Origin of the sequence: Leuconostoc sp. DB-1, from assembly GCF_013414845.1 — a bacterium.
GTDB lineage: Bacteria > Bacillota > Bacilli > Lactobacillales > Lactobacillaceae > Leuconostoc > Leuconostoc mesenteroides.
Map to the genome: position 1 here is coordinate 1,873,173 of NZ_JABFNJ010000001.1, position 11,761 is coordinate 1,884,933.

Sequence of the window (11,761 nt, forward strand, 5' to 3'; positions counted from 1 at the left end):
CTTTAAATATGCTGACAAGATTTATAACACCAAGACTTGGGTTGATTTTACCAGCCTATAATGAGCAGGAAGTTTTGCCTACAACCTTGTCCAAATTGAATACGATTAAAGCGACTTTGATTCAAAAAAATCTCATTAGCGACGATAGTTTTATTATGGTTGTGGACGATGGCTCTGTAGACAATACATGGGAAATTATTCAAGAAAAAGAACAATTAAATTCTGATTTAATTGGTGTCAAGTTATCTCGTAATTTTGGCCACCAATCAGCATTATTAGCAGGAATGTCAGAGAGTATTAAATTAGCGGACATTGTTATAACACTAGATGCTGACTTGCAAGATAATCCAGACATTATTCAAAAAATGGTGCTTAAATATAAAGCGGGCAATGAAATCGTATATGGGGTCAGATCCAGTAGAAAAACCGATACATGGTTCAAACGTAATACGGCACTAACCTTTTACAAAATTTCATCATTCTTAGGTGTTGAAATGGTACCAAATCACGCCGACTTTAGATTAATGAGTCGTGTTGCCGTGCTAGCATTACTGCGACTACCTGAGCGAAATGTTTTTCTACGCGCTATGGTACCGCTAGTTGGCTTTCAGTCAGATAAAGTTTTCTATGAACGTGGTGAACGTCAGGCAGGTACATCAAAATATCCATTAAAAAAGATGTTGAGTTTTGCTATTGATGGCATTACCAGTTTCAGTGTTCAACCGATTCGTTTATTATTTAATTTAGGCATTCTTGTCATCAGCATCGCCAGTATTGAAATTGTTTACACAATATTTGAAAAAATGATTGGAAACACAGAAGCGGGTTGGTCATCTTTGATGATTTCCATTTGGTTATTGGGAGGCATTAACTTGGTAGCAATATCGATTGTTGGTATTTATATTGGCAAAATATTTACCGAAGTGAAGCAACGACCTTTATTTCAAATTGAAACTGAAACAGGGCTATTCGTGGAAAAGCTACGTAAAGTTGATGACTATGCCATGAAGTGATTTTCAAGGATAATACAGTTGATAATGATATTGTTCAATAGTAATCAAAGTACTCTTTGGATTTGAATGGAGACAAATCGTTTTGCGTAAATATTTACTTTCTGAAAAAATGAAGTATATTTTCTGGGGTGTGGCAACGACCATAGTATATTTAATCGTTCGACTCATTTCCATGAAAATATTTGATGACACAATGCTGCCTGTCCTAATCTCGCAGACACTGACCATTATATTCGCATTTGTTGTTAATAAACTGTTTGTTTTTACAACCAAACAAACAAAAAGCGTGTTCGTTCAGTTCGTCAGATTCCTTTGGGGACGGTTATTTGTGGCCGGAATTGACTTCTTTTTAACCTACGTTATGATCGAAAAATATAGCAATATTTTTATTCATATTTTCTTTCTTAATCAAGTAAACTTTAAGCTATTTCCTTTTTCATTACCAATAGTAAACCAATTCGCTTCAAATAGTACGGAACTAAATAGTTTGCTAGCAATTATTTTGATACAAGTGGTATCGGTAATTGTAAATTATCTTATTTCAAAATTTATGATTTTCAATTAACATCTTTATCAGCTACCTGTAGATAAAAGTGATGACTTTATTTAAGAACAAGCAAGTTTAGAGCAGCTATTTGATATAGCTGTTCTTTTTTGTCAAAAAATCAAAATGATTGCTTTCTGTTTAGAATTGTTCTAGCATGGTAGGTAGGAAAAGGATAACAATATTAAGGAGGAATTAGGAATGTCAAAAACAAAGATTATTATAGTTGGTGCATCTCATGGGGGACATCAAGCTATTCTAGAACTAACTCGTAAATACAAGAACCTTGACATCAAGTTGTTTGAAGCCGGTGATTTTATTTCATTCATGTCTTGCGGCATGGAATTATATTTGGAAAATAGTGTTACTGATGTTAATGATGTTCGTAATTTCCGTCCTGAAGATATGGAACAGCTGGGCGCAGAAATTTACAGTAACCACGAGGTACTGGCAATTGATGCTGATGATAGAACAGTTTCTGTCAAAGACGTTACTACCGGTAGTACTGAGAAATATAGCTATGATAAGCTGATATTAAGTTCAGGCGTGACACCAAATAGTCTACCTGTTCCAGGGACTGATTTAGAAAATGTCTACCTCATGCGTGGTAAAGATTGGGCAACAAGTATAAAGGCCAAGTTAGAAAATCCCGATGTTAAAAATATCACAATTGTTGGTGCGGGTTACATTGGCGTTGAGGCAGCGGAAGCTAGTGTTAAGGCCGGGAAAAATGTTACTTTAATTGATATGATTGACCGCCCTTTGGGAAATTATTTAGATGCTGAATTAACAGCTGTTCTGGAAAAGGGGTTAGCTGATAAAGGTGTAAAAGTGGTTACTGGCGTTCGCATCGAAAGTTATGAAGGAACTAGTCAAGTAACGGCAGTAAAAACAGATGAGGGAAAGTACCCGAGTGATTTAGTTATTCAAGCCGCTGGGGTTAAGCCAAATACGAATTGGTTGAAAGGTGTGATTGATTTAGACGATCGAGGCTGGATTAAAACGGATGAATATTTACGGACGAATTTACCAGATGTTTATGCTGTGGGAGATGCGGTTCTATCGTATTCAATCCCTGCCCAAACTAAATTACCAATTGCACTAGCAACCGTTGTACGGCGTGAAGTCCGTTATATAATCGCACATTTATTTGAAAATCAGCCCTCAGTTCCTTTCAAAGGGGTCGTTGGCTCGTCAGCGTTAAGTGTGTTCGATTACCATTTTGCAACGGCTGGATTAAATACCACAACGGCCCAAAAATCAGGTGTTACTTTGAAGAGCTCCTTCTACCAAGATACCTTACGGCCCGACTACGTTCCTCGAGAAAATGGGAACACTGAAGTTTATGTCGAGCTGGGCTATGATCCGCAGACACATCGTATTTTAGGCGGTGCGGTGCTATCGACTTATGATATAACGGCTCAAGGTAATGTCATTGCGCTAGCGATCGAACACGGACTTCGTTTGGAAGATTTGGCTGAAGCCGACTTTTTCTTCCAACCAGGATTTGACCGACAATGGAGTCTATTGAACTTAGCGGCACAACATGCACTTGGTGAGCCTAAATTTTAATTAGTTTGTGAATAAGGTAATATTAGGCTACAAATAAAAAGAAACGCAACTCGAAAGGTTGCGTCTCTTTTTATTTAATAAGTAGAATTATACGTTTTCTAAATGACCATTCTTATCCTTAGCAATTAAGAAGTAGACCGTCACTGCGATCGACCATGCCCAAACAATATGCCCAAAGAACTCAGAAATATGTTCATCTAAAGGTTGATTCCATGGAGCTGGAATTGTTCCAAATGCAGGCATGATAATGATATGCCAAAGAATCCAAAGGAATATACCATAAGCAGCACCTTGCCACAAAGCTACTTTAGACCAATATTGAGATACAAATACGTATAGTATTGCAAACGCAATGGCAAATGAGAAGTGTAGAATCAATGTGAACCAAAATACTTTTTGATCTTGAGAGTAGTAAAAGAATGAATGAACTAGTTTAGATGGAATGCCAAGCTGTTCAGCCATATGTTGTGGTGGGTTAGTGGCATTACGAGCTAGTGTACGTGGTGGCAAAATATTTTCCCAACCGATTTTAACCATTCCTGAAATCATCCCTGCAATAAATCCGTAGAAAATACTTTTAGTAATGATCTCCTTTAGTGATGCAACTGGTTTATTTAGTGTAACCATAGTGTTTCTCCCTTATGTGAATCATTTAACAACTGTTAATAATACAGCCATTGGGATCGTTTGTCAATTCATTTGATTTCGGGAATATGTTCGATTAATTATGGATATTGACAAAATTGTGAAATAAAATACTTGTAATTAAAAAAACAATGAGAATAAAAATAAATGGTTGCAAAATAATTATAAATAGTGTAAGGTTATTACAAATAAATGAGACAAAGAAAAGATAAGTAAATTTTAGGGGTAATCAAAGAGAGCTAACATTTGGTGAAAGTTAGTATTACGAATGAATTGAAAATGGTCTTGGAGTCGTTAGTGGTATAAGCATGTTCGTGAATACCGCTCGGGTGCGCCCGTTATCGCGTTAAGGTATCTCTCTTTTGATGTACCTGTCAAGTATAAAGTAGTGATACTTTATAGAATTTGGGTGGTAACACGAGTTTTTCGTCCCATAATCTTTGTAGATAATGCAAAGATTATGGGACTTTTTTTGTTGATGAATAAAATGAATGGAGAATAAGTAATGACCAATAAATTGTATGATGTTTTGACTGTATTAAAGAAGTTTCCATGGATTGATTTAACTATTTTTCCAGCTTTTATTGATGTGGGCTTTGAAACAATATTGATATCGGATAGCAAGCCTATATCGTCTACGACTAAGTCGTAATTATCAATTTTAACTTTAAAGAAGTAACTGCAGTTTTAAAGACAAAGACAAAGAAAAGATAAGTAAATTTAAAGAGTAACTGAAAGAGAGCCGACGAATTGGTGAAAGTTGGTGTTACGAATAAGTTGAAAATGGTCTTGGAGTCATAGAATAGGTGAGCAAGTATGTAAATTCATTCCGGGTGTGCCCGATATAGCACAGAGTTTTGTTAAAAAACAGAACTTAAAGAGAATAATTTAGTGATAGATTATTGAATGCGAGTGGTAACACGATTTTCGTCCCGCAATCTGGCTATTTTTAGCTGGGTTGCTTTTTTGTGGTTTGAAATAAAGGGGGTGGTCATAATAGAGCTGAAAATAGCCTAGTTAAGGTGATATATAAAGATGATGATTTAAAATACTTAAAAAATATAGACGAAAGAAAGATTTGAGGAGAAACAGCATGAGTGATCAAACACTACAAAAAGAACTAGAAAACATTGAGGTAACGGATACACTACAGGCGTGTCCGATTGATTTTTCACAATCAAAGGTTGCTAATCCGCGAGCGCATCAAAAGCAAAAAGAATATGACAACGGTAAAGACAAGTCCAATTTTAATGAACGAGAAAAGTTTTCAGCCTATCAAGGCCCCCGATTTAAAGCCCGTTTTACAGACGGTACGCTTCCTGTTACACCTAACCGTTATCGCTTGATTTGGTCTCGTCATTGCCCTTGGGCTAATCGTATTGCCATTGGTATTGATTTATTAGGTTTAGATCAAGTGATTTCTAATGGCATCGTTGATCCTTTGAGACCAGCTGGGGTAGTTGGAGACTGGTTCTTTACGTTAGATGATGGGGATGTTGATCCAGTATTAGGGATTCATTCACTTGGGGAAGCTTACCGGTTAGCTGATCCTTCATACGATAAAAGAACGACAGTACCAGCACTCGTTGACACTCAAACCGGTAAGGTTGTTAACAATGATTATAATAATTTAATCAAAGAATTTGCCTTAGCCTGGCAAGAATATGTACCAGAAACTGCACCGGACTTATATCCTAAGAACTTGCGTTCAGATATTGATGCGTTGAGTGACATCATATTGATGGACATCAATTATGCGGTTAATGAGGCGGGTCATGGACGTTCTCAAGCAGATTATAAAAAATGGTATGACAAAGTATTTAATCGATTAGATAGGCTAGAGGAGCGCCTAGCCAACCAACGCTACTTATTCGGTGACCAAATAACATTAGTAGATATTAATTTATATGTCACGCTGTCACGATTTGACTTAGTGTTTTATCAAAAGTATTTTGTTAATAAAAAACGTTTAGTTGATTATCCTAATTTGTGGAACTACGCTAAGGATTTGTATGCCATCCCTGCATTTGGCGACAATACTAATTTTGAATCAATGCGTCAACGTTTTTATGAGGTTGATCATACACCGCAAGAGGATCTGCCTCGAATTATTCCATTAGGGCCAGATGATAGTATTTGGGAAGAAGCAAATGACAGAGCAGAAAAATTTGGTTAGTAATATTCGGAAGTTAGCCCAGTTAATTGTAGATTCCAAGTTCCAAATAGACGAATTGAATGTTGCCAAAAAATGCTTTGTGGATTATTTAGCAAGTGCCTATGTTTCTAGAAATGAACCAGCGGTGAAAAGATTATTTGACACACTCAAAAATGCTGGACCGGCTAAGCTTTTAGGTCAAGCTGGTACAGCTAGTAGTGATCATGCCGCATTATTTAATGGATTCGCTGCACATTACAATGATTTCGATGATGTTCAAGCTAATTTTCGCGGCCATCCAAGTGTTGTCATTTATTCAGCTTTGTTAGCTCTTGCTGATGGGACTGAAAGTGCAGATAGATTTTTTGAGGCCTATATTGTAGGGGTGGAAATTGCTGGACAAATTGGATTTCAAGTCAACCCAACACACAAGTTATCTGGGTACCACACAACTGCAACCCTTGGTACGATTGCTGCAGCTGCTAGCCTTGCTTTCTTTAAACGTTTTTCCTTGGGTCAAACTATCGACATTTTATCATTTGCTGCTACACAAGCCACAGGTCTTGGAATAGAGGCAGGTACTGATACTAAGCCAATGCATGCGGGGTTAGCTGCACAGCGTGCGGTGCAATCCTATCAATTTGTGTCCAGCCAACTTACAACCAATCAAGATGTTTTTAACAATCAAACAGGTTGGGTAAAAATAGTTGTTGGGCAGGAATTAGATTTAGATTTAATAGAATCAACATGGTTAACTCCTGCTCAAATTATCACGCCTGGCATCTGGTTTAAGCGACATCAATTTTGCTCTGCTGCTATGTCTGGGTATGATGCAATCAAACAGGGCTACCTTCAGGGAATTAATATAAAAAACATCAAGCAAGTAATTTTCCATTTTAGACCTTTTGGAGATAAGGTCTTGCGGTATAAGCAACCATTGAATGGGCAAGAAGGAAAGTTTTCAATTGAGTACATTGCGTGGCAAATATTAACCTTTGGGGATGTGAATGACAAACTTTTTGATAGCAGTGTAAGTACAGAAAAGTTTCAAGAGATGAGTTATTTGTTTAAAAGAGTTAATGATTTAAAGAATATAGCTGTTGATCAAAGGGAAATACTAGTTGAGTTCGTGCGTACTGACAAATCTATCAATACAATATATATTGATTGGCCCCAAGGGTCACCACAGAATCCACTAACAATGGATGAGATATATGTCAAATTAGCTCATGCATTGTCGATAGATGAAAATGAATTATTCGATATTTTGACGGCAGGATTGGCATCGAAATCGGTAGCAGGATTGCTTAACATTATTGCAAGAATTTAAAGCAGCTACCCTGGAGGAAAAGTGATTACTAATCGATTCATTAAAAAAAATGAAGTAAAAGAATTACAGCTCTTATTACATGAAGCGTATAAGAGTGACACACAACTAGGTATTAATTTTCAAGCGGCAAGAGTTACTTTACAACAGATTGATGAACATATCGAGAACACAGCAACCTTTGTGACAGAGATAAATCATACTATTGTAGCGACGGTATCTGTCAGGTTACCTTGGTCAAAAAATACAGGTCCGTATGCTATACCTCATCTTGGATGGGTTGCTACTCATAGTCAGTTTTCAAAGCAAGGTTATGCAACACAACTTATTGATTGGGTTGAAAAAGAGTACATTCAAAAACAACTAAAAGCTCCAATGGTTAGTTTAGGAACAGCGGTTGAACATCCTTGGTTAAAAAGATTTTATACTTCAGTTGGTTACCAACCCGTTGAGATGGTACAAAAAACGCCGGATCATTTGACAGTGTATATGGTAAAAGTTTTGAATAGAAAATTTGACCAGTTAGAGTCTGAACAATTGAAGAAATATCTAAATGAAAATAAAACAAAAGTACGTTATTAGTGAGTAGGTGAAATATGAATTTTGATTGGCATTACTTTGTAAATACATTTCCAGAACTTGTGAAATATATTCCGATGACGCTTTTGTTAGCAATACTATCTATGTTATTAGCGATAGTATTGGGTGGCATAATTACATTACTACACTTTTCGCATTATAAGGTTATTCATTGGTTTGCTTCAATATACGTATCTTTCTTTCGAGGAATGCCAGCTTTGGTGCAGCTATTCTTAATCTATTATGGTTTACCACAAATTTTCCCGATATTTAAAGGGTTGCCTGCCATTATTGCCACTGTTATTGGTCTTGGTTTCAAGCAATCTGCTTACTTATCTGAGGTATTTAGAGCAGCGGTAAATTCTGTTGATAGAGGGCAAATAGAGGCAGGACAGTCACTTAATATCAAAAGTTTTAAAATTTTCCGTTATGTAATTTTACCGCAAGCATTTATCAATGCCTTACCTGCTACGGGTAATACATTTGTTGGTTTGTTAAAAGAAACTTCGTTAGCCTTTACTTTAGGCATAACAGAGGTTTTTGCAGAAGGAAAGATGTTGGCCGGTGATTCATTTAAATATTTTGAAACATATTTAGCGGTCGGTCTTACATATTGGGTGTTAATTATTCTTTATTCATGGGCACAGTCTGGGGTAGAGAGAGTACTGAACACGCCATATAGTTAGAAAGGATAGACATTATGGCTCTGATTGAAGTAAATAATTTATCTGTTGAAATTAAAAAAAAGAAAATACTGCAGGAAATCAATTTTTCTGTTGAGAAGGGAGAGGTGACGGTTTTGGTTGGACCGAGTGGTTCAGGGAAAACAACGCTCTTACGAACACTAAATCTGTTACAAGAACCTTCTCAAGGTACTATAAAAATTGGTGGAACATCTATTGATGGCCGTAAAATTAACAAAAAATCAACGCGATCCTTACGATCGGAGTCAACAATGGTATTCCAGCAATTTAATCTATTTAAAAATATGACTGTCATTGAGAATGTGATGGCACCCCTATTGTTAAATAAATTGGCTAAGTGGGATGAAGCACATGACATTGCTGCATCAGTCTTATCGGAAGTAGGATTAGTGGCGTTTCAAGATAAGTATCCAAGTTCACTTTCAGGGGGACAGCAGCAGCGCGTTTCAATAGCTCGTGCAATTGCAGCAAAACCATCTGTTGTCTTATTGGATGAGCCAACCTCGGCATTAGATCCTGAATTAGTTGGAAGTGTTTTAAAAACGATACTGGCATTAGCCAAACAGCATATAACAATGGTTATTGTGACACATGAAATGGAATTCGCCCGACTAATCGGAAATCAAATTATTTTCTTAGAAAATGGACAAATTGTCCATAAAGGATCGCCTGATCAAGTCTTGTCAAGCAATGGTCCCAAAAGAGTCAATGATTTTGTAAATTCTGTTTCAAAAAATAATTATTTATAAGCTGTATTGAATAAAAAAGAAAAGAGAAGAGCGTATGAAAAAAAGGAACCCAATCATTAGTGTGATTATCGTCGTAGTATTAATTGCTATTGTTGCCGTAGGCGGTTTGATTTATCAAACCAATAACCATAAAAACGAAGCCAAAGAAGATACTAAACAAAAAGTGCTTAAAATTGGCGCGACGGGAACCAGCTTCCCAACAGCATACAAATCAAAAGGAAAATTAGTTGGTTTTGATGTTGACGTAATCAATGCTGCAGCAAAAAAAGCAGGATACAAAGTACAGTGGGTCACTGGTGAATTCGATGGTTTGCTGGGGCAACTAGATAACAATAAGCTTGACACTGTGGCTAATGATGTTGCTATTACACCAGAAAGAAAAGCTAAGTACAAGTTTAGTAATATTTATAACAAAGAAGAAACAACAGTAGCAGTTAACAAAGATTCTGATTATAATACATTAAATGATTTAGAAGGCAAGACAATTGCTGGCGCATCTGCTTCAAACAATACCAAAAATTTGCAAGACTATAATAGTAAAATCAAATTTAAGTTATATGATGCCCGTGACGTCACTTTTCAAGCTTTACTAGCAGGGCACGTTGATGGTGTGGTTAACACACGTAATAATTTAGAGGCGTTAATCAAAGCCAAAAATTACCCTTGGAAGGTTGTGAAAGGGAGTGCAGCAACTGTAAATATTGCCTTGCCTTTCCGTAAAGATGATAGTGAAAGCGCAAAAATATTAAAGAAGCTCAACCCAGCAATCAATAAACTAAAGGAAGATAGGACGTTGAAAAAACTATCCGAAAAATACTTCGGGTATGACGCAACAGCTGATTTAAAGTAACAGGATAAGAACATGAGGCAATATAATGGCAATCAATGACAAAACACTAGAAGATAAATTAACCAAGGTACGCCATCAGCTGCACCAACATCCGGAACTATCTAATCAAGAACACCAGACTACATTGTTTTTAAATAGTTACTTGGAAACTTTAGGTTATCATATTGTAACACCACAAAAATTATTGACTGGTGTGATTGCTGAAATAGGGCCAAGTGAATCAAACGTAATTATTGGATTAAGATCAGATATTGATGCCTTACCAATCGCCGAAAAAACTGGGCTCAATTATGCATCGGTTAATGAAGGTATTATGCATGCTTGCGGGCATGACTTCCATATGGCTTCCTTGTTAGGAGCGGCAGAATTATTAGCTGACCAAGCTAATAAGCTAACCGGCAGGGTTCGATTAATTTTTCAACCCGCAGAAGAAATTCATGTAGGTGCCCAAGCTGTGGCAGAAGCTGGTGGTATTAAAAACTTGAATGCAATTATTGGTTTCCATAATAAGCCGGACCTGAAAGTTAACGAAATTGGCATTCTATCTGGTGGATTGATGGCGGCAGTTGATCAATTTAAAGTTACTTTTCGTGGTCAGGGTACACACGCGGCTATGCCACAGTTAGGGAATGACCCCATTGTTGCTTTAACGAGCACCGTCAATACGCTACAGACCGTTGTTAGCCGTAAAACAGATCCACAAAGTCCAGTTGTTGTTTCTGTTACACATATTGATGGTGGTAGTACATGGAATGTATTACCTGATGTTGCTTGGTTTGAGGGTACGGTTCGAAGTTTTGACCAGGCCAGTCGTCAATTAGCTCGAGAACAATTCTATCAAATTGTTAACGGCCAGGCTGCAACTTTTGGTTTGGCGGTTGATATTTCCTGGATTGAAGGTCCAAACGTTGTTAATAACGATAGTGAGCTGACGCCCATTGTTATAGAAGAAACCAAACAACATGCGAAATTACTCACACCAAAACCATCTAATGCAGGAGAAGATTTTTCGTATTTTAGTCAGAAAGTACCAAGTGTTTTTGCATTTATTGGTAGTGCAGGCACAACTGATTGGCATCATGATGATTTAATTATTGACGACCGTGGTCTGTTGCCAGCTGCTAGATGGTATTTCTACACAGCTAACCGGTTATTAGCACATTTTAGTGGTACAACCACAAATGATAGATAGGAGAATTTTTAAGAATGGTAGTAAAAGCAATAACTGATGAACAATATCAAGAAGAAGTAGAAACTGGTGTTTCTATCGTTGATTTCTGGGCTACTTGGTGTGGCCCGTGTCGGATGCAGTCACCTGTGTTAGAAACTGTATCTGAAGATAGAAATGATATTCATTTTTTTAAAGTTGACGTAGACATTAGTCAAGAAACAGCTGCTTCGCTTGGCATTCGAGCTATACCTACCTTGGTAGTGCACAAAGACGGGAAAATCGTTGAACGACTAACTGGCTTTCATAATAGCGAACAGCTAGTGAATATTTTAAATAAGTATGTTGATTAAGCATTAGCAGAGGAAGACATTGAATAATAACATTGACATTATTATTCAATGTGGATACAATAAGATGATTATAACCAAAAACTTTGAAAAGATAAGTACAAA

At 36.9% G+C, this 11,761-nt stretch carries 13 protein-coding genes and 3 other annotated features (1 of these 16 running past the window's edge); of the genes, 12 read left to right on the forward strand and 1 reads right to left on the reverse strand.

Annotated elements, in window-relative coordinates; translation table 11 throughout:
• The first annotated feature begins 8 nt into the window (after positions 1-8).
• The 3 genes from HFP47_RS09285 (at position 9) to HFP47_RS09295 (ending at position 3,129) form a co-directional block, all read left to right on the forward strand.
• Positions 9-1,013 carry a glycosyltransferase family 2 protein gene (locus tag HFP47_RS09285; protein ID WP_140682994.1) on the forward strand — a complete coding sequence of 335 codons (1,005 nt, stop codon included), beginning with the start codon at positions 9-11 and terminating at the stop codon, positions 1,011-1,013.
• An 82-nt stretch (positions 1,014-1,095) separates the two neighbouring features.
• Positions 1,096-1,578: a GtrA family protein gene (locus tag HFP47_RS09290; RefSeq protein ID WP_179876359.1), complete on the forward strand. Its 483-nt coding sequence runs from the start codon at positions 1,096-1,098 to the stop codon at positions 1,576-1,578.
• Positions 1,579-1,758: 180 nt separating this feature from the next.
• The gene (locus HFP47_RS09295) at positions 1,759-3,129 is read left to right on the forward strand and encodes an FAD-dependent oxidoreductase (RefSeq protein ID WP_179876360.1); all 1,371 of its coding nucleotides are present in this window, start codon (positions 1,759-1,761) and stop codon (positions 3,127-3,129) included.
• Between the two features lie 87 nt (positions 3,130-3,216).
• Here HFP47_RS09295 and HFP47_RS09300 read toward each other — a convergent pair whose 3' ends face one another.
• Entirely contained in the window at positions 3,217-3,756 is a 540-nt protein-coding gene (locus tag HFP47_RS09300) for a DUF1440 domain-containing protein (RefSeq protein ID WP_011679077.1), read from the reverse strand.
• Positions 3,757-3,965: 209 nt separating this feature from the next.
• Positions 3,966-4,211, forward strand: a binding site (T-box leader).
• Positions 4,212-4,279: 68 nt separating this feature from the next.
• Here HFP47_RS09300 and HFP47_RS09305 point away from each other — a divergent pair.
• The 9 genes from HFP47_RS09305 to trxA all read left to right on the forward strand — a co-directional run bounded on the left by HFP47_RS09305 (position 4,280) and on the right by trxA (position 11,659).
• A complete protein-coding gene (locus HFP47_RS09305; RefSeq protein ID WP_010290557.1) occupies positions 4,280-4,426 on the forward strand; it encodes a hypothetical protein in 147 nt (48 codons plus the stop codon).
• Between the two features lie 41 nt (positions 4,427-4,467).
• Positions 4,468-4,712, forward strand: a binding site (T-box leader).
• A gap of 155 nt (positions 4,713-4,867) precedes the next feature.
• Positions 4,868-5,950 carry a glutathione S-transferase C-terminal domain-containing protein gene (locus HFP47_RS09310; protein ID WP_179876361.1) on the forward strand — a complete coding sequence of 361 codons (1,083 nt, stop codon included), beginning with the start codon at positions 4,868-4,870 and terminating at the stop codon, positions 5,948-5,950.
• Positions 5,925-7,259 carry an MmgE/PrpD family protein gene (locus HFP47_RS09315; protein ID WP_179876362.1) on the forward strand — a complete coding sequence of 445 codons (1,335 nt, stop codon included), beginning with the start codon at positions 5,925-5,927 and terminating at the stop codon, positions 7,257-7,259. Before HFP47_RS09310 ends, HFP47_RS09315 begins: the two co-directional genes overlap by 26 nt.
• A 21-nt stretch (positions 7,260-7,280) precedes the next feature.
• Positions 7,281-7,838 carry a GNAT family N-acetyltransferase gene (locus tag HFP47_RS09320; protein WP_179876363.1) on the forward strand — a complete coding sequence of 186 codons (558 nt, stop codon included), beginning with the start codon at positions 7,281-7,283 and terminating at the stop codon, positions 7,836-7,838.
• 14 nt (positions 7,839-7,852) lie between these two features.
• A complete protein-coding gene (locus tag HFP47_RS09325; RefSeq protein ID WP_010285713.1) occupies positions 7,853-8,521 on the forward strand; it encodes an amino acid ABC transporter permease in 669 nt (222 codons plus the stop codon).
• 14 nt (positions 8,522-8,535) lie between these two features.
• The gene (locus HFP47_RS09330) at positions 8,536-9,288 is read left to right on the forward strand and encodes an amino acid ABC transporter ATP-binding protein (RefSeq protein WP_011679081.1); all 753 of its coding nucleotides are present in this window, start codon (positions 8,536-8,538) and stop codon (positions 9,286-9,288) included.
• A gap of 34 nt (positions 9,289-9,322) precedes the next feature.
• Complete coding sequence (locus HFP47_RS09335) at positions 9,323-10,138, forward strand: transporter substrate-binding domain-containing protein (protein ID WP_179876364.1); 816 nt, start codon at positions 9,323-9,325, stop codon at positions 10,136-10,138.
• A 25-nt stretch (positions 10,139-10,163) separates the two neighbouring features.
• Positions 10,164-11,330 carry an amidohydrolase gene (locus HFP47_RS09340; RefSeq protein WP_115230875.1) on the forward strand — a complete coding sequence of 389 codons (1,167 nt, stop codon included), beginning with the start codon at positions 10,164-10,166 and terminating at the stop codon, positions 11,328-11,330.
• A gap of 14 nt (positions 11,331-11,344) precedes the next feature.
• The gene (gene trxA / locus HFP47_RS09345; RefSeq protein ID WP_010291094.1) at positions 11,345-11,659 is read left to right on the forward strand and encodes a thioredoxin; all 315 of its coding nucleotides are present in this window, start codon (positions 11,345-11,347) and stop codon (positions 11,657-11,659) included.
• A gap of 74 nt (positions 11,660-11,733) precedes the next feature.
• Positions 11,734-11,761 (forward strand) — a binding site (T-box leader); it runs 221 nt beyond the window's last position.

Bases quoted from the DNA above. Each gene is read 5' to 3' on its own strand.
- HFP47_RS09285 (WP_140682994.1), top strand. From the start codon at position 9: ATGCTGACAAGATTTATAACACCAAGACTTGGGTTGATTTTACCAGCC.
- HFP47_RS09310 (WP_179876361.1), top strand. From the start codon at position 4,868: ATGAGTGATCAAACACTACAAAAAGAACTAGAAAACATTGAGGTAACG.
- HFP47_RS09305 (WP_010290557.1), top strand. From the start codon at position 4,280: ATGACCAATAAATTGTATGATGTTTTGACTGTATTAAAGAAGTTTCCA.
- HFP47_RS09340 (WP_115230875.1), top strand. From the start codon at position 10,164: ATGGCAATCAATGACAAAACACTAGAAGATAAATTAACCAAGGTACGC.
- HFP47_RS09330 (WP_011679081.1), top strand. From the start codon at position 8,536: ATGGCTCTGATTGAAGTAAATAATTTATCTGTTGAAATTAAAAAAAAG.
- HFP47_RS09300 (WP_011679077.1), bottom strand. From the start codon at position 3,756: ATGGTTACACTAAATAAACCAGTTGCATCACTAAAGGAGATCATTACT.
- HFP47_RS09335 (WP_179876364.1), top strand. From the start codon at position 9,323: ATGAAAAAAAGGAACCCAATCATTAGTGTGATTATCGTCGTAGTATTA.
- HFP47_RS09295 (WP_179876360.1), top strand. From the start codon at position 1,759: ATGTCAAAAACAAAGATTATTATAGTTGGTGCATCTCATGGGGGACAT.
- HFP47_RS09315 (WP_179876362.1), top strand. From the start codon at position 5,925: ATGACAGAGCAGAAAAATTTGGTTAGTAATATTCGGAAGTTAGCCCAG.
- trxA (WP_010291094.1), top strand. From the start codon at position 11,345: ATGGTAGTAAAAGCAATAACTGATGAACAATATCAAGAAGAAGTAGAA.
- HFP47_RS09325 (WP_010285713.1), top strand. From the start codon at position 7,853: ATGAATTTTGATTGGCATTACTTTGTAAATACATTTCCAGAACTTGTG.